This is a genomic window from Lacrimispora algidixylanolytica, from assembly GCF_003609635.1.
GTDB lineage: Bacteria > Bacillota > Clostridia > Lachnospirales > Lachnospiraceae > Lacrimispora > Lacrimispora algidixylanolytica.
Window position 1 is genome coordinate 294,014 of the sequence record NZ_MCIA01000034.1, and the last position, 18,424, is coordinate 312,437.

The 18,424-nt window shown below is 41.0% G+C and carries 16 protein-coding genes; 3 read left to right on the forward strand and 13 right to left on the reverse strand.

All coding sequences use genetic code 11. The features are described from left to right. Positions 1 to 20: 20 nt before the first annotated feature. The 6 genes from BET01_RS20195 to BET01_RS20220 form a co-directional block, all read right to left on the reverse strand. Entirely contained in the window at positions 21 to 1,103 is a 1,083-nt protein-coding gene (locus BET01_RS20195; protein ID WP_120198673.1) for an ABC transporter substrate-binding protein, read from the reverse strand. A 25-nt stretch (positions 1,104 to 1,128) separates the two neighbouring features. Then, a complete protein-coding gene (locus tag BET01_RS20200) occupies positions 1,129 to 2,178 on the reverse strand; it encodes an ABC transporter permease (protein ID WP_120198674.1) in 1,050 nt (349 codons plus the stop codon). 2 nt (positions 2,179 to 2,180) lie between these two features. Then, positions 2,181 to 3,725, reverse strand: coding sequence for a sugar ABC transporter ATP-binding protein (locus BET01_RS20205; protein WP_120198675.1), 1,545 nt, complete (start codon positions 3,723 to 3,725; stop codon positions 2,181 to 2,183). A 184-nt stretch (positions 3,726 to 3,909) separates the two neighbouring features. Continuing rightward, entirely contained in the window at positions 3,910 to 4,704 is a 795-nt protein-coding gene (locus BET01_RS20210; RefSeq protein ID WP_120198676.1) for a response regulator transcription factor, read from the reverse strand. Positions 4,705 to 4,712: 8 nt separating this feature from the next. Further along, entirely contained in the window at positions 4,713 to 6,194 is a 1,482-nt protein-coding gene (locus BET01_RS20215) for a sensor histidine kinase (RefSeq protein ID WP_120198677.1), read from the reverse strand. A 146-nt stretch (positions 6,195 to 6,340) separates the two neighbouring features. Then, positions 6,341 to 7,576 (reverse strand): D-alanyl-D-alanine carboxypeptidase family protein, encoded by a 1,236-nt coding sequence (locus BET01_RS20220; RefSeq protein ID WP_120198678.1) that lies wholly within the window; start codon positions 7,574 to 7,576, stop codon positions 6,341 to 6,343. A 191-nt stretch (positions 7,577 to 7,767) separates the two neighbouring features. On the opposite strand from BET01_RS20220, the gene BET01_RS20225 reads away from it, so the two are divergent. Continuing rightward, positions 7,768 to 9,153 (forward strand): polysaccharide deacetylase family protein, encoded by a 1,386-nt coding sequence (locus BET01_RS20225; RefSeq protein ID WP_147422833.1) that lies wholly within the window; start codon positions 7,768 to 7,770, stop codon positions 9,151 to 9,153. Positions 9,154 to 9,320: 167 nt separating this feature from the next. Here BET01_RS20225 and BET01_RS20230 read toward each other — a convergent pair whose 3' ends face one another. Together BET01_RS20230 and BET01_RS20235 are read right to left on the reverse strand one after the other, a co-directional pair. After that, a complete protein-coding gene (locus BET01_RS20230) occupies positions 9,321 to 10,274 on the reverse strand; it encodes a TIGR03943 family putative permease subunit (RefSeq protein ID WP_243117285.1) in 954 nt (317 codons plus the stop codon). 17 nt (positions 10,275 to 10,291) lie between these two features. Then, positions 10,292 to 11,509: a CobW family GTP-binding protein gene (locus BET01_RS20235; RefSeq protein WP_120198679.1), complete on the reverse strand. Its 1,218-nt coding sequence runs from the start codon at positions 11,507 to 11,509 to the stop codon at positions 10,292 to 10,294. A gap of 270 nt (positions 11,510 to 11,779) precedes the next feature. Between BET01_RS20235 and BET01_RS20240 the strand changes: the two genes are divergently transcribed. Further along, positions 11,780 to 12,394 (forward strand): peptidase E, encoded by a 615-nt coding sequence (locus tag BET01_RS20240; RefSeq protein ID WP_120198680.1) that lies wholly within the window; start codon positions 11,780 to 11,782, stop codon positions 12,392 to 12,394. Positions 12,395 to 12,442: 48 nt separating this feature from the next. On the opposite strand, the gene BET01_RS20245 is transcribed toward BET01_RS20240, so the two are convergent. The 3 genes from BET01_RS20245 to BET01_RS20255 all read right to left on the reverse strand — a co-directional run bounded on the left by BET01_RS20245 (position 12,443) and on the right by BET01_RS20255 (position 14,561). Continuing rightward, positions 12,443 to 12,628 (reverse strand): FeoB-associated Cys-rich membrane protein, encoded by a 186-nt coding sequence (locus BET01_RS20245; RefSeq protein WP_243117286.1) that lies wholly within the window; start codon positions 12,626 to 12,628, stop codon positions 12,443 to 12,445. A gap of 200 nt (positions 12,629 to 12,828) precedes the next feature. Continuing rightward, a complete protein-coding gene (locus BET01_RS20250) occupies positions 12,829 to 13,848 on the reverse strand; it encodes an LCP family protein (RefSeq protein ID WP_120198681.1) in 1,020 nt (339 codons plus the stop codon). A gap of 59 nt (positions 13,849 to 13,907) precedes the next feature. Then, on the reverse strand, positions 13,908 to 14,561 hold the full coding sequence (locus tag BET01_RS20255; protein ID WP_120198682.1) for an HAD family hydrolase: 654 nt from the start codon (positions 14,559 to 14,561) through the stop codon (positions 13,908 to 13,910). A gap of 139 nt (positions 14,562 to 14,700) precedes the next feature. On the opposite strand from BET01_RS20255, the gene BET01_RS20260 reads away from it, so the two are divergent. After that, complete coding sequence (locus BET01_RS20260; protein WP_120198683.1) at positions 14,701 to 15,423, forward strand: DUF305 domain-containing protein; 723 nt, start codon at positions 14,701 to 14,703, stop codon at positions 15,421 to 15,423. Between the two features lie 52 nt (positions 15,424 to 15,475). Here BET01_RS20260 and BET01_RS20265 read toward each other — a convergent pair whose 3' ends face one another. Together BET01_RS20265 and pfkB are read right to left on the reverse strand one after the other, a co-directional pair. Beyond that, positions 15,476 to 17,374, reverse strand: coding sequence for a PTS fructose transporter subunit IIABC (locus BET01_RS20265; protein WP_120198684.1), 1,899 nt, complete (start codon positions 17,372 to 17,374; stop codon positions 15,476 to 15,478). Beyond that, positions 17,371 to 18,291, reverse strand: coding sequence for a 1-phosphofructokinase (pfkB, locus tag BET01_RS20270; RefSeq protein ID WP_120198685.1), 921 nt, complete (start codon positions 18,289 to 18,291; stop codon positions 17,371 to 17,373). Before pfkB ends, BET01_RS20265 begins: the two co-directional genes overlap by 4 nt. Between the last annotated feature and the right edge of the window lie 133 nt (positions 18,292 to 18,424).

Consider the following 18,424-nt stretch of genomic DNA (forward strand, 5'->3'; position numbering starts at 1 on the left):
ACCTTACTATTATTATTTAATTATGGATTAATAACACTCTGTACCTTAGGGTCATCAACGTTGTTTTTGTCAACCAAGATTACACCGGTATCAATTTTTTTGTCTTTAACGCCATCTCCTGCTGCCAGTTCGATTGCTGTCTTTACACCATCATATCCCATATAGAACTGACGCTGTACAACAGAAGCAACATCGTACTTTTCGCTGCGGATCATGGTTTCAATCTCAGCAGAGAAATCAAAACCAACCATGGAAATATCATCTCTTCCAGATTCGGTAATACCAGTTACAAATCCTACAGTAGAACCGTTATTTGGTCCAAATACTGCTTTTAAGTTTGGATATGTTGTAATGAAATCCTGACAGAATCCTACTGCTCTGCTGATATCACCATCATTTACCTTAATGTCATTCTTTAATACCATCCAGCTTTTTGGAGCATTGGCATCCCAGTAATCGTTAAAGCCTTTTACACGGTCATTGATGGTCTGAGATCCGGTAGAACCAACCTGAATCGCAATTTGAGCCTCTTCTGTATCCTTAATTCCTCTTGTCTTTAATCTGCGGATCAATTCTTCTGCAGCAGTCTTTCCTGCCTCAACATTGTTTGTAAGAAGAGCAGCACTATAATTATCACTCTTAATCACAGTATCTACAAGAACTACAGGAATACCAGAATTATTTGCTTCTGTGATTGGTGCATCAAGAGATACACTGTCCAGTGGAGCAATTACGATACCATCTGCCTGAGCGGATACTGCATTCTGTAAAAGAGTAAGCTGTCCTTCAATATCGGATTCCAGAGCAGTTCCTACGACTACTACATTACAGCCCAGTTCTCTTCCAGCCTGTTCTGCACCTGCCTGAAGAACGCTCCAGTACTGATTTCCCAATACCTTTACGATTACGTAGATGGTTTTGCCATCTGCCTTTTTATCTGTCTTTGCTTCTGTTTTAGCACCCTCTGACTTCTCTGGTGCTGCCGCACTGGTGGTCTCAGCTACAGTTGTTGCTGCTGCGCCGCCTGTGGTTTTGCTTGAACAGCCAACCAAACCGGTTACTGCCATGGCTGCCGCTAAAAAAACTGCCGTCACTTTTCTCATTTTTTCCTCCTGATATTATATAGTTTTATTTTACCAAGCCAAAGAATCGCTTGATTGCCCCTAAATCACCACTCTTTTTCGCTGTCTGTGATGCAACTGCGATAAGCAAGATTACCCCTACAATTACCTGCTGCCAGAAGGAATTCACTCCGTTTAAATTCAATCCGTTTCGAATAACACCCATCATCAGTGCACCGATTACGGTATTTAAAATCTTACCTTCTCCACCCATGATGGAGATTCCACCTAATACAGAAGCTGCAATCGCTTCCATTTCATATCCATTACCAGCGGTTGGCTGGGCACTGGATAATCTTGAAGCAACCAAAATTCCACAAATTGCTGCGGATAAACCAGAGATGCAGTAAGCAAACATACGGGTTTTTACCGCATTGATTCCAGAAAGCTTAGCTGCTTCAAGGTTGGAGCCACAAGCATAGATCTGACGACCAATACGCATTTTTGAAAGCACGACTCCAAGAATCAGCGCATATACCAGAGTAATGATAACGCTGTATGGAAGCCCAGTTCCTCCAATACGGCCACCGCCAAGTACGTAAAACTGCTTCTGAACTTCTGCGGAAGGAATATTAGTGGTGTAAAGAGGAGCGCCATTTACTAAAACATTGGCCATGCCTCGATATACCCATTGAGTTGCCAAGGTAGCAACAAATGGTACCACTCCAAGGATTTCAATAAAAAATCCATTCATAACACCGGTAAGAAGTCCCATTGTTAAACATAATATAATACAAACATAAAGTGGCAGGCCCTGCATAAGAAGCGCTACCATAATGATTCCAGAAAGCGCCATGGAAGCACCAGCAGATAAATCATTTCCACCGCACACAAGACAAAATGTCAGACCACAGCCAATAATTGTATACGTTACAATTTGCTGCAAAAGATTCTGTAAATTGGCAGGAGCCAAAAATTTCGCCGGCTGAAGAACGGAAAACAGTATAAACAATCCGATCAAAATTCCAAAGGAATAGATTGCACGCCTTGAGGCCGCATCCAACTTGCCAAACGAAGCGCTTTTCTTTTCCTGCCCCTTTGCTTTTAATATTGCCATTTTTATTCTCCTTTTCTATCTCCTCCACCTGATAAAACAGGCGCCTTTTTTCCTTCCAGTTTGTTATAGCCTGCTGCCAGATAAAGAATCTCTTCCTGGGTGGAAGTCTTCGCATCCAGCTCTCCGTTGATTTCACCCTGATGTATGACTATAATCCGGTCACTCATACCAAGAATCTCTGGTAATTCCGAAGAAATCATGATAATTGATACTCCTTGATCACTGAGTTGGTTAAAAAGCTCGTATACTTCATACTTTGCGCCGACATCGATTCCCCTGGTAGGCTCATCTACAATCAGAACTTTAACATCATTGCACAGCCACTTTGCAAGGACCACCTTCTGTTGGTTACCTCCTGAAAGATTTCCACAAAGCTGATGAACACTGGGTGTTTTTGTTCGCATACGTTTTACATATTTTTCCGCATTAGCAAGTCCTGCCTTATCATCGATAAAGCCATAACGCGTGATGTTTGGAAGATGGGCCATATTGGTGTTGTATTTAATATCTAGTCCAAGAGCTAGACCATCACGCTTTCGATCCTCCGTGGCATATCCAATTCCATGTTTGATGGCCTGTATGACGGAATTAATCTTAATCGGCTTTCCATCCAGCCACAACTCCATGGAATCTGGCTGATCCGCACCAAAGATACACCGCATCAGCTCTGTTCTACCAGCCCCAACAAGGCCTGACACACCAAGGATTTCTCCTTTTCTTACATACAGATAGTCCGCGTTTACCTTGGTACCACGGCGTATATTTCTGGCTTCCAGTACAATATCACCAATCGTCCGTTTGTGTTTCGGATACTTGTCCGCAAGGGAACGTCCAACAATCATGTTTACTAACTCATCCATTGTGATTTCGTTTAAATTCCTGGTTCCTATATACTGTCCATCTCTAATAATGGTTACCCGTTCACAAATTTTGTTCAGTTCTGCCATTCGATGGGAGATATAAACCATTCCAACGCCCTTTTCCTTTAAGCGTCTGATGATTCCAAAAAGCTGTTCAATTTCTTTCTCTGTCAGCGTAGCAGTCGGTTCATCAAGAACTAGTATCTTGGAATTAAAACTAATCGCTTTTGCAATCTCTACCATCTGCTGCTGGGCAATGCTTAAACTTCCTACATGCACGTTGGTACTTATATCGATTCCCAAATCATCTAATATCTTTTTTGCTTCTTCATGCATCTTGTTGTCATCAATAAAAATACCCTTTGTATGCGCCCTGCCAATAAAGATATTATCCGCAACGCTTAAATGCCCACACATGTTAAGTTCCTGCATAATAATGCCTACACCTAACTCATGTGCCTTGGCAACCGAATCAATGACTACTTTTTCCCCCTCAATAAAGATTTCTCCTTCATCTGCCTGGTGCACTCCGGAGAGAATCTTCATAAGAGTGGATTTACCTGCTCCATTTTCTCCTACAAGTCCTAAAACTTCGCCTTTATATACTGACAACTTTACTTTATCGAGAGCCTTGACCCCGGGAAAGCTTTTGCTGATTCCTTCCATTCGAAACAATTCCTGTTCCATCCCTCATCCTCCTCTCTGTTTGTTCACACCTCCTGTGCTTGAGTTAATTATATCTGCGGGGTTTCCCATATACTATCGTAACTTTTTATCATCCCTAGTATAATTTTATCTTTTTTTAGTAAATGAGCACAAAAAAGCGCCTGTCACCCTTTCGAGCCAAGCACTTTTTACAAAGTCATCCATATTATAGTTCATTTAGTCTGGTCATTCTGTATTCAGATGGATTAATTCCTACCAAACGCTTAAAAACTTTTGTAAAGTAATTGGAATCCATATACCCAACCCTGGCACCAACCTCCTTCACAATCACGTTAGGCTGCTCCAGAAACTTCTTTGCTTCATTGATTCGATATTCCATCAGGTAAGAGGTAAAACTCTGACCAAACTGCTGCTTAAACATCTTACAAAAATAAGGCTCTGAATACCCGATAGAACGGGCTACCTCATTCATTGATATCTCATTCATGAAATTAGAGCGAATATATTCTTCCACCATGGTAGTCATTACAGTCAAACGGCTACTGCTATAATCTGGTTCCTTCTCTAATAGCATCATGCCCTCTTCGGCTTCTGTCTGAAAGCTTTCCTTGTTACCCTCACTCCGTTCGCCGTTCATTCGTAGGGCTTCTTCTACTACATTAATGATTTCCTTTTGAGAGTATGGCTTTAATAAATATTCCATTGCTCTTATGGAAATAGCTTTCTTTGCATAGTCAAACCGATCATATGCCGTTAAAAATATGAGACAGCAATTCTTATCTTCTTTTCGCATGATTTCTGCTGCCTGAATTCCGTTTATGCCAGGCATACCAATATCTAAAATAGCCACCTGGATTTTCTCACGACGAAAAAGTTCCACTGCTTCTTTCCCATTCTGCGCTTCAAAAACGAGGCACTTCTCCCCAAACTTTTTTTGAATCATCTTCTTAAGCACGATGCGCTCAATCATTTCATCTTCCACTATCATTAACCGATGCATTCCCCGTTTTACCCCTTCTTTTGACCGAATTCAATTTCTACTACGGTACCTACGTTTTCTGTACTGTTAATTGTTACCTTCCCATATTCATAATAAGCAGAAATTCTTCTGTATATATTTCCAAGCCCAATCCCCAGGCCTGTCCCCTTTGTTTCCATTGCATTTCGTATGGCGTGAAGCCTTTCCGGATCCATGCCCTTTCCCGTATCCACAATGGATATCCATAGATTTTCTCCTGATTTTTTAATATTGATATGGATTTCTCCACCGCTTTCTTTTTCCGAAATACCATGGATTACTGCATTTTCCACCAGGGGCTGCAATAAAAACACTGGCACTTCTTCTGAATACAAAACTCTGTCACAGTTTATTTCCCACCGAAACCGGTCTTTAAAACGCATCTGTTGAATGTACATGTAATCCCGCACCACCTTCAGCTCCTGCTCAAGGGGTTCAAAGGTGTTTGATGTTCTAAGGCTGTAGCGAAGAAGATTTCCTACGGCGACCAACATCTCTTCCGTCACTGGAGCATCTTCCATCTGGGCCATTCTTGTCATCATATTTAGAGTATTAAACAAAAAGTGAGGATTTAGCTGACTCTTGATCAGCTGAAGCTGTGCCATGGAAAAACGCTTTTCAAGCTCCGTTCTCTCAAGCTCATGGCGATACAACTTTTCTTCCACTTGTCTTTTCTCTTCCGTTGCAATCACATAATTTTCAGTAGAGGATTTCATTTTATTAAAGGCACTTACAAGCTGACCGATCTCATCATCGCCGTCCCAGTGCACATCCGGGGAAGAGAAGTCGTTCCTTTCAATCCTACCAGAAACAGTTGCAAGCTGCACCACCGTTTTAACGATACTGCCTGTGATAAAACGAAGCAGAATAATAAGCACCACGAAAGCCATCAGACTTATAGCAACCAGAAGATAAGGCATTCGTTTCAAAGCAGAGACCTGAACTTCATAATAATCATTTCCAACCATTAAAACAATCTTTGTCAAACGAGTGGCATAGGTATCCAGATATTTTTGCATGTTATATGCCTTGTACAGTTCTTTGATATAGGTATCATCCTCCGAATTCATGGATACTACTTTTTCCCGTTGTCTCTCATAAGTTTCATATCCGTTGATAATATTCCAGGTTACTCCAAAACGTGCCTCTCCGATTTTATTATAATCATAGGGTAAGCCATTTAGATGAATCCTCGTCTCCTGACAAGCCAACTGATAGACCAGACGATTTTCTGACGTATCATTGGAAAGAAGGCGGGCAAATGATTCCCTTTCCTTTTCCATGGATTCCTGAAATTTATAGCAGGCTAAATTGTCATCCATAATGACCCTCGCCCCATCAATAAATATATATACTACTTTTAAATTGATAAAAATAGAAGCCCCCATAATCATCCCAACACTTCCAATGATTACATACAGCTTCTTTTTTAAGGTCATCTGATACCAAAAGGCAAGCAGCCGTTTCCCCACTTCAATTCCTCCAACTCTGATCATTTGTGCTTTGTGCAATAATCATATTTTATCTTATCTTGATGCAATCTTTTTGTCAATATTTATCGTAAGCAGAAAAAATGCAGCAAAAGAACTTGCGTTCCACTGCTGCGTTTTTCTTGTAATTATAGGTTAAAGGACTTTAAAAGACGTTTGAAATAATCCATAAAGTTGGCTTCCCGAACGGCTCCGGCGGTAAAGATAGGAATCTCTCCGATCTTTTTTCCTCCCAATGAATAGATGAGACTACCGGCTGGCTGATCTTCTTTAATAGGTGCTGGAAGAGAAGGGACCAATTCCAGCTTCTTCTCAATTGCAGTAAAATCCTCACCTTTTAGGCTTAGATAGGAGAAAGAACCTACATATTTTAAGGGAACCTCTTCATCCACACCATTGTCTACGATCATGTTAGGGAGAGGCAGCATTTCCTTATCTTCATACAGCTTGCAGTTTGCATATCCATAGTTTAACATGGTCTGGGCATCAGCAAACCTTACCTTATAGTCTGGAGCTGCCATAATGGAGGCAATGAGGCGGACGCCCTCCTTTTCAGCCGTAGCAGATAAGCAGTATTTAGCAATTGAGGTGGAACCTGTTTTTAATCCGGTCACGTTATAATTTGTTGCCATTTTTAAAAGCTTATTTGTATTGGATAGACCAAATTCTTTTGTCCCCTGTTTTGTCACGTGGGTAATGTTCTCCATCCAGATGGTGGAGTAATTATGAATCTGAGGATATTTGTTAATCAGCTCTCGTGACATGGTTGCAATATCCCTGGCACTGGTTACATGAGTGGGTGACTCTGTCAAACCGCAACAGTCCTCAAAATGAGTATTGGTCATTCCTAGAGCTGCCGCCCGCTCATTCATCATTTTAACAAATTCATCTTCTGTTCCTGCTATGTACTCGGCCATGGCCACAGAGGCGTCATTTCCGGAGGCAACCACAATGCACTTAATCATGGTCTCTACGTTCTGTACTTCTCCCTCTTCCAAAAACACCTGAGAGCCTCCCATTGATTTTGCATGGGCACTGGTTACGACCTCATCCGTAAGCTTTATTTTACCAGAATCCAGCGCATCGAAAATAAGAATCAGTGTCATGATCTTTGTAATACTAGCAGGGCTTCTCTTCTCATCTGCATTTTTCTCATAGATGACCTGCCCTGTAGAGGCCTCCATTAAAACAGCACTCGGGGCCTGGATCGCCGGGCCTCCTTCTGCATTTACTTCTTTCGCCTGCTCTGCCTGTACAATCATATCCGAGGCTACCGCAATATCAGGCTCCTGTCCTGCGGCCGGAATGCATAAACTGTAACAAAGCAGGAAACAGCTTAAAACAAATGCCGTAACTCTCCTCATGCTAGATACCATCCCCTGAAAATTCCTTTATACCATTGTATGGGAGCATTTCCCATTCATATGCCAATTTTTCCAAAAAAAATTCCAACCTTATCGTTTCATCTTCCCATAAAGTATGTTATACTTGTACAGGAATTGTTACACTCATTGGGTTACAATTTAATATATAGGAAAAATTAAGGGGTTAGGCTATGAATTTTAATAATCTCCGTGAACCAAATTTCGGCAGAGGTCGAAACCGTATTTTAAAAACAATTATTATTGTATTTTTTGTAATGTTAATTATTGCGATACTTGCTCTTTGCGGTATTGCCATCAATAAAAAGCTAAAACAAGATGCTTCATCCTCTCACACCTCCCAAGCTAACAACTCCACGGAGAGTGAGGCGGCTTCCACAAGTCAACCAGAAGAAGATCCTGCTGTATCTCTTCTTTCCAGAGCTGAAGCAATGACTGTACAATACGATTATGACGGAGCGATTGCCCTGTTACAATCTGACTCCAATCTGGCTGCCAGAGATGATGTGAAATCTGCTATCACAAGCTATGAGACTGCCAAAAGCACCTTGGTGCCGGTCAATCCACAGGATGTAACTCATGTTTTTTTCCATTCTCTTATCATGGACAATGCAAAGGCCTTTGATGGAGACAAAAAGCAGGCTGGTTACAACCAGATGATGACTACAAAGTCTGAATTTTTAAAAATGATGCAGTCCATGTATGACCGCGGCTATGTATTAGTCAAAATCCACGATCTCGCTTATGAAACAAAAGACGAAAACGGCAATCCTAAATTTACATACGGCAATATCATGTTACCAGAAGGTAAGAAAGCCTTTGTTCTCTCTCAAGATGATGTCTGCTACTACGAATATATGGACAGTGATGGCTTTGCTTCCCGACTTGTTATCGGTAAAGACGGCTATCCTACCAACGAGATGAAGATGGATGACGGCAGTGTTTCTGTGGGCGATTATGATTTAGTTCCTATTTTGGAACGTTTTATCCAGACTCACCCAAGTTTTTCTTATAAAGGCGCAAGAGGGATATTGGCTCTTACTGGATATAACGGAATCTTTGGTTATCGAACCGACGAAGCTTATAAGACTACCAATCCAAATTACGAAGAAGACCGGAAGCAAGCGGCGGCGGTTGCCCAGAATTTAAAAGAGCATGGCTGGGAACTTGCCTCTCACAGTTGGGGACACCGAAATATGGGTGCCATCTCTATGGAACATTTTAAGGCAGATTCCGATAAGTGGGCAAATAATGTTGGAACGTTAATCGGTCCTACCGACATCATATTATTTCCTTTTGGAAGCGACATCGGAAGCTGGACCCCTTATACCGATGCCAACGAACGTTTCACCTATATGAAGTCCCTGGGCTTTCGATATTTCTGTAATGTAGATGCCAGCAAATCCACTTGGATGCAGCTTGGACAGGATTATTTTAGACAGGCAAGAAGAAATCTTGACGGATACCGAATGTTTTATTATCCAGACAGTTTAAAAGACCTTTTTAATGTCCCAGATGTCTTTGACCCGGCAAGACCTACTCCAGTGCCCCCAATGTAAGTTTACAATGATGAGGAACTAATCGGACTTTTAATCAATCAATGAATAAACGAAACAATAAAATTAAAAGGTATCTTGAATGGGTTTAGACCCTCTCAAGATACCTTTTTTGTATGCCTTTATGAGACACGATATAAAACAACCTTTGATTGGATTATGAAGCGAAATTAAAACTCTACGAATCCTTTAATTGGCTGATCAGGAACCACTGATTCTGCATACAGAACTGGGCCTTCCCCGTTATAGTCTTTCCAGTATTCATAAGCAATTTTAGCTTTTACCCGTACCCACTGCTTTGTCTCAAGGTTATTCGCTTCTCTTGACTTTGTAACAAATCCTAAAAAGGTCGTATCATCTTCACAGCAAGTCATAGCCATACGTCCTGGCACAAAGTAATTTCTAGGGAAATCCGGTGTCTTTAGAGTCATAGCCGTAAATTCAACCGTCTTTCCCTCATAACGATCCCTTCGTTCCATACAGTCAATATACCAGATCCCGTAAGCTTCTGGAGAAATTGCAATCACGTCCTGACTCATATCATAAGGCAGGTCCTCTTCTGCAATCTCATTTACTTCGCCATCAGAATCTTCAAATACAATTTCACCCTTAAGACACATGGACTTAAGCGTACGGCGATATGCAGAAAGATCTTCAATTCCATCGCAGCGGTTGCAGATTACTAACTCTGATTCCCGCACCATAGCATAAAGAAGAGGTTTCATGTTAGCAGAATAAAGATCAAAGGTAGACATATCAATCAGCGTAATCTGCTGAAAGACATTCCAATCCTCTGGAAGCTTTAATTGATCTAAATTCCACATTCCGTTCCATTCGATTAAAACTCGCTCCGGATTATAAAGAAGCTCTAGTTCTACCAGCCTGTCCGGTGTCATCTCTTCTAAACTTTCAATGAAAACTGCTTCTGTATTATATTTTGAAAGTAGCTCTGAATCGTATTCTGTCTCACCTTCTTCGCAGACAATCAAAAGTGTCTTTCCGTCAGCCTTAAAATAATCCTGTTCCATTGTAAACTGAAGAAACTGGGTCTTACCTGATTCTAAAAATCCATTGATCAGGAATACCGGCATAAAATCGTCTTCCATTGTTTCGGTATTACTCATGTTTTTCTCCATTCTAATTATCGTTTAAAGGCCTTTATCAGCTCTTCTTCTTTTAAATTCGCTCCGATGACACATACCTTTCCAGTATATTCCGGATTTCCTTTTCGAATCTCATACTGCTCAGGCACTAAATCAAAGTAAAGCCACTCTCCTTTTTCTGCTCCAGGAATCATGCCTTTTGCACGGAGTACATCTCCAAACCCTTCCCCATAAGCAAGCTCATCAAGGATTTTATCCAGCTCTTCTTTGCTCATCGCGGTAACATTCTCAAGTCCCCAGCTGCTAAACACCTCATCTGCATCATGGTGATCATGGTCGTGACCACAGCCACAGCCTTCTCCATGCTCATGATGATGGTGCTCATGCTCGTGATCATGTCCGCAGCCGCATTCTTCCTTCTCATGATCATGATGATGGTGCTCATTCTCGTGATCATGTCCACAGCCACATTCTTCCTTCTCATGGTCATGTTGGTGCTGACCGTGTCCGTGTCCGCCGCAACCACAGCCTTCTCCATGCTCATGCTTGTGCTGTCCATGTCCATGACCTTTTCCATGTCCATGGCCGCAACCACAGCCTTCTCCGTCATGATCATGATGATGGGACTTCACCTCAGCCAAAAGATCTTCAACCATGGTGTCAGGCTTCTCAATAATATCCATCAGTTGTTTTCCACTTAATTCATCAAAAGGAGTGGTTACAACAGAAGCCTTTGGATTTAATTCTCTAATAATTTCAACTGCCTGATCAATTTTATCCCCAGGTGCAATGTCGGTACGGCTTAAAACCACGGTTCCAGCATTTTCAATCTGATTGTTAAAGAATTCGCCAAAATTCTTCCGGTACATTTTACATTTCTGTGCATCCACAATGGTCACAGCACTGTTTAAAACCACATCAAGTTCGGAAGCAACATCAACAACTGCCTTCATAACGTCAGACAACTTTCCAACGCCGGATGGCTCAATGATTACACGGTCAGGATTGTACTTTGTAAGAACTTCTTTTAAGGAATCTCCAAAATCACCTACCAAAGAACAGCAGATACAACCGGAATTCATCTCACGGATTTCAATTCCTGCATCTTTTAAGAAACCGCCATCAATTCCTATCTCACCAAATTCATTTTCAATCAGGACAACCTGCTCACCAGCAATGGCTTCCTGCAGTAACTTCTTAATAAAAGTCGTCTTACCAGCTCCAAGGAAGCCGGATATAATATCAATCTTTGTCATATCGAAATGTACCTCTTTTCTTTCCAGAGTTTAACAAGAAACTACAACTACTTATTGTGTCACAAAGTTTACCATAAGTCAAGCAGAGGGGCTCTGGTTTTCACCTTCATATTCTGCAAAAATTATCAGCTTTCGAAATATATCCAATACTTATGGTATTATCGCCAGAAAAACATACACGATTGCAGATATATTATAAAAGGTATCATGTTCTGACACCTTTTGGTGTTACACTACAATTAGTATAGAACAGAAAGGAATTAAGTGCTTATGAAAAAACTATTCTTATCGTCATCCTTTCAGGATGTGACAAATATCTTCACAGAATTTGAGAAAGACCTGATTGGCAAAACAGTCACCTTTATCCCTACTGCAAGCATTGTCGAAAAGGTTACATTTTATGTGACCTCAGGTAAAAAAGCCCTTGAGAAAATGGGTCTTATTGTTGATGAACTGGAAGTATCAACAGCCTCAGCAGATGAAATCACTTCTAAAATAAAACAAAATGATTTCATCTATGTAACAGGTGGCAACACTTTTTACTTGTTGCAGGAATTAAAAAGAACCGGTGCAGATCGCTTAATCATTGAGGAAGTGAATGCAGGGAAACTATACATTGGAGAGTCAGCCGGCGCAATTGTTACCTCGCCAAACATTGAATATGCAAAAGGAATGGATAGCGAAAAAGAGGCACCAGACTTAGACAATCTAGACGCTTTGGGACTGGTAGATTTTTATACCGTGCCCCACCATACCAATCAGCCCTTTAAAAAAGCGGCACAATCTATCATTGATACGTATTCAGCCACCTTACCATTATCACCAATTAGTAATCATGATGCGATCTTAGTCAGTGGCAACAAGCTGGAGATCAAAAGAAGCTAAGAAGAGCGATAAAAAATATCCGAAGCAGCTATGTGCTCCGGAAATTTTTTATTGCTCTTGTTTTTCTCTTTCCTGGTCATCAAAACAATGAAAGCAACAGCCACTGCATCCTGCGCAGTTTTCACAGCCCCTTCCTTTTTGCTTAATTAATTTCTTTCCAGCGAGATAAACCAAAAACATAAGGATAAGAGTAATTATAATGGTAGATCCATTCATTGAAAGCCACAAGATCATAAGATGTCTCCTCCCTTCTCTCCTCCCCTCATAACAGCAAGATCAATGCGCATATGAAGGGAGGAGAGATGCAAATACTATTTATATAGAGTATTCGTTCTATCCTTTGTTGTAGCCAAGAACTGATAGAAATAAATCAAATGATAAAAACCTGTACCCGGCTTTTGAAATATCTAAGCCGGGTACAGGTTGATCGCTTCCTACTTACTTACACGGGATTTTATAATTTTGCCAATCTCCTTTACCGCTTCAGAAGGCTGATACTCTTCATCATCAAATAAAAATTGATGCAGATGCTTCACACTATCTACCATATCTATGGGAACGACACAATCCTTTTCTCCAATCATGGCGTCTTTTACCTTATAGGGAAACCCTTCTGATGCAGTAAGATGAAACCTTCTTGCATTCTTAATCAGAGGCAGAATATCCTTCATTCCAATACTGGTAGATATTTGAGGGAGGACCACAGAGGCCACCTTATTTAAGGTTCCAAGATCCGCTTCCCTGGCTTTTTGTATCACCAGATCCGCAACCTTCCTTTGTCTTTCCGTTCGTTTAAAATCGGTATCCATTTTTCGAAGTCTTGCGTAAGCCACCGCCTGGACGCCATCTAGGTGATTCATTCCTTCTTTTTTCAAATGATGAGAGCCGATACCCGTGGATTCCACTGTTTCGGTTATAAATCCATTGATTAACCGGAATTCCTCATGGCTGATATCAACGTCTATTCCGTCTAAAAGATTAATGGCTTCCGCAACTGCCTTCCAGCTAAAGGCAGCGTAGTCATCAATACTCAGATCCAGATTTACCGAAAAGGCTTCCACCGCCTGTGCCGGACCTCCAAGGAAATAAGCATCATTAATTTTACCATACCGCCCCTTTTTATTCAGCTTTAAGTACGTATCACGGTAAACCGATACAACTCGCATCTCCCCGGTACCAAGATTTATATTAAAGACCATCTGCATATCAGACCTGGTTTCCTTCTCCAGATTTCCATTTCTGGCATCTACGCCAAAAACTGCAACGGTCCAGTACCCTTCCATCTTTTCCTGGGTCTCTATGCTAATATTCGTATTCTGAACCGGAGGCTGCTCCATTTCCGGCAACTTCTTCGGCATTTGAGACATATTCCATGCAAAACCTACCATTGTACCTATCATTGCTGCCCAGACGGCTGCGATTGCAATAAAGCCCCATTTAAAATAATTAGCCATGGTTCCTCCGATTAATTTTACATTCTTATCTCTCCTTAATTTCCCTTTATTTTAAAAATTTATTCAAAAACATATTTTATCTTTTCCGGGTGATCAATGATGTATTTGGGTTGAAAGGTTTCAAGCTCCTTGCGGTCCCGAAATCCCCATGTTACAGCCACCGTATCCATCCCTGCATGGATCCCAGTCTGCATATCCGTATTGGTATCCCCAAAGTAAAGACACTCGGATGGCAATACATGAAATGTTTCCGCCATAAATAAAGCTCCTTCTGGATTTGGTTTTAAAAAAACACCAATTCCATCTCCTATGATCAGATCAAAATAATCCGATTCAAAACAGGTATCCATACACTCCTCAGCTCTTTCCTGATTTTTATTTGTCAGTATTCCTATTTTAATCCCCTTTTCCTTTAGAAACCCAAGGAGCTCCAATATTCCTTCGTAAGGTTTTATTTTATAGATACAGTTTTCTTCAAAAATCTCTTCATACACCAAAAGAGCCTCTTCATAGTGAGACAAAGTTTCGTCTCCAGAATAAACAAGAGCCCTCTCAACCAGCTTCTTATATCCATCTCCCACAAACTGCTTCGTATGTGCCTCATCCACTGGACCGTAGCCAAAATGCGCCATGGCCAGGCTAATACTATGAGAAAGAGACTCTATGGTGTCTAAAATGGTTCCGTCCATATCAAAAATACAACATTTATACATGTTTGTCCTCCTTAAGTAAAATCATAACTTTATTATAGAGCATGGCATCTATAAAATCCAGCATTCCCCGTTATTGCATAAGGAAGATAATTATGAACATAATAAATCTGACCAGATATTATAGAAACGGGAGAAACCTATGAACGAAAAAAGAAGATACTGGATCATTGCTGCCATTATAGGGGTGGCACTCCTTTTAATTGCTTCCTTTACCACAGCCAACTGGTATCAAAACCGGAGCAAAGCCTCCAATCCTAATAACTCAGAAAGCATCAGTAACTTGCAAGCAACCGTTTTTAATAAAAACTTGGATAATGTCTCTGCAGAGGATGGGGTAAACCGCTATCTCTTAAGAGAAAGTGAAATTACGAATAATCTACTAAAAGAACTAAAAAACACTGAAGTTTCAGGAAATGGCTCTATGGATTATTTAAAAAGCATGCTCTCACTAAACGAAGCAGCAATGCTCCTATCAGAATCCTACTTATCAAACGGCAGTAACAATGAACCAGTTAAGCTCTTTGCCCAGCAAACCATCACCACTCTTCAAGATGAGATAGGGGAAATAAAAGGCCTAAATGAAAAATACGCCAAAGAAGAACATAAAAACGAAGATATGGAGAATGCTTATCTAACAGATTTTAACGCATTGGTAAGTAAACTAGAACAAGCAGAAAAAGCAGACTCCTCCAGCTTAGAGCATGCTTACGCAGGTGCTCTTATTCGTTATGACCAGATGGCAGTGGATATGGCCACCTCCATACTGGAATACACGGATTATAATGATATTATGTCCTTGGCTCAGGAAATTATAAACGAAAGAAAACCCCATATGGATGAGTTGAAAAAACTTACGCCATAATAAATTTATAAAGAAAGCGCCAAGGCAAAACTGCCATGGCGCTTTCTTTGACTTATTCTGCTTTCAAGTTCTTCTTTAATGCTGCAAGTACAGCACAACCTACCACAGAGCCAATTACTACGGCTGCCAGATAACCAAATGGATTTCCGATGGTTGGAAGTACAAAGATGCCACCGTGTGGCGCTCTTAAGGTACAGTTAAATGCCATAGATAAACTACCAGCTACCGCAGAACCAATCATACAAGATGGAATGACACGGATAGGATCAGCCGCAGCAAATGGAATCGCACCCTCAGAAATAAAGGATAGTCCCATGATGTAATTCACCAGACCAGACTGACGTTCTTTGTCTGTAAATTTCTTTTTAAAGAAAGTAGTACAAAGGGCAATGGCAATTGGAGGAACCATACCACCAGCCATAACAGCTGCCATAATATCAAAGTTTCCTTCTGCAAGCTGAGCCGTGCCAAATACATAAGCAGCCTTATTGACCGGACCACCCATATCCACAGACATCATACCACCTACAACTGCGCCTAAAACTATTTTACTGGTACCGCCCATATTGTTTAACAAGCCGGTAATTCCGTCATTGATCGCACCTACAAAAGGATTAATAAACGTTGTCGCCACTGCTACCAAAAGAATACCGATTAATGGATATAATAAAACAGGTTTGATTCCCTCTAATGACTTTGGAAGCTTTTTGAATGCTCTTTTAAGCATCAGTACAATATAACCACCAATAAAACCAGCCAAAAGGGCTCCTAAAAATCCAGAGTTTACTGAGCCGCCTGCTGGGTTAGCAAAGGTTGATCCCATTTTCGCAATCAATCCACCTACAAAACCTACCGCCAGTCCGGGACGATCCGCAATACTCATTGCAATATATCCAGCTAATACAGGAAGCATCATACCAAATGCCTGCTCGCCAATGGTCTTTAGGTAAGCGGCTAGAGGTGTATTCTTACCAAAGTTTGAAGGATCAATGGAAAAATCATCAAACAAGAATGCAAGGGCGATTAAGATACCACCACCAATTACGAAAGGAAGCATATGAGAAACACCATTCATCAGATGTTTGTAAATGGAACGGCCAACGCTTTCTCCATCACTGCTTTCCGAAGAAGATGATCCAGTATAATGATAAACAGCAGCTTCACCACTGACTGCTCGTTTAATTAGTTCTTCTCCCTTTTGAATGCCTTCTGAAACGGTAGCCATAACCACACGTTTTCCCTCAAAACGGGCCATATCCACATTTTTATCTGCGGCTATAATAATTCCATCAGCAGCTTCAATTTCTTCTTTCGTCAAAGCATTGCCAATTCCTTCAGCTCCATTAGTTTCAGCCTTTAAAGGAATTCCAAGCTTCTTACCGCTCTGCTCTAAGCTCTCAGCCGCCATAAAGGTATGAGCAATTCCTGTGGGACATGCTGTCACCGCAAGTACGCGATATCCATCACTCTTAGTTACCGTGTTCTTTTGATAGCGCATAGACTCCTTGTCATCAATCAGCTTTAAGAATTCTTCTTTTGATTGAGCATTCATTAAGTCTTCTCTAAAATCCGTGTCCATTAAAAGAGTGGACAATCTAGATAAAGCTTCTAAATGTAAATCGGCGCCACCTTCTGGTGCTGCAATCATAAAGATTAATTTGGCAGGCACGCCGTCAAATGCTTCGTAATCTACTCCCTCGGGCACAACCATCGCCGCAAGACCAGCTTCCTTTACGGCTGCTGTCTTTGCATGAGGAATGGCTATTCCCTCTCCAACTGCAGTGCTTCCATGGGCTTCCCGCTTTAGTATCTCTTCTTTGTAAACGGCCTTATCATTTAACCTACCGCCCTTACCCATTAAGTCTACCAGCCTATCAATGGCTGACTCTTTGCCTGAAACTTTTACATGAAGCTCAACACTTTCTTTTTTTAATAACTCTGTAATCTTCATCGATACCCCTCCTTTGACAATTCCTCGTACAGTTTCATTATCTCATCCCTGCCGGCAAGTCCTTCCGTGAAAGCCGTAGCGCTTCCTGCGGCACTGCCAAGCCGTAAGGCATGTTCATAATTACCATTTTCTAAATATCCGGCGAGAAAACCAGCTACCATGGAATCCCCTGCTCCCACAGAATTCTTTACAGTTCCTTTTGGAACTCCCATCCGGTAAACTTCCTTTTTGTCCGTAATTAAAACCGCTCCATCTCCAGCCATGGATATCAATACATTTTGTGCTCCCATTTCCTGAAGACGCTTTGCATATTCGATGATTTCCTCTATGGTAGTTAGAGTCACATGGAACATCTCTCCCAATTCATGGTTATTGGGCTTTATTAAAAATGGCTCATAAGGAAGTACGTTAATTAACAAATCTTTCGTCGCATCTACAACAATTCGGATTTCTCTTCCTCTTAATCTGGCCATAATCCGTTCATAGATATCATCATCAATGGTCTTAGGTATGCTTCCAGATAAGATGAGAACATCTCCGCTTGACAAACAATCCAGTTTATGAAAAAGAATCTCTAAATCCTCTGTGGCAATCTCAGGGCCCATTCCATTTAGCTCTGTTTCTTCCTGGGATTTTATTTTAACATTAATTCTTGACATGCCTTTTTCCACCTGGATAAAATCCGATCGAAATCCCAAATTCTTGACTCGTTCTAGAATCTCATGTCCGGTAAATCCTGCAACAAAACCAAGGGCAGTGCTACCCAACTCTAATGCGGCCAGAACTGTTGAAACATTCAGTCCTTTTCCCCCACAATAGATGCCTTCCCAGTCGGCCCTGTTAACAGCTCCCAGGGTGAAGTGATCAGCTTTTACGACATAATCCAAAGCAGGATTAAAAGTTACCGTGTAAATCATATTTCACCTCTCCTTTTATACGTAAAATTTTATTTCATCTCCCTCTTATAATATAATACGATTGCTTTATTTCGTCAATATAATTCCAAGAGAAATAATATTTCTTGAACCTTTTCAGCGTTTTTCACAATTT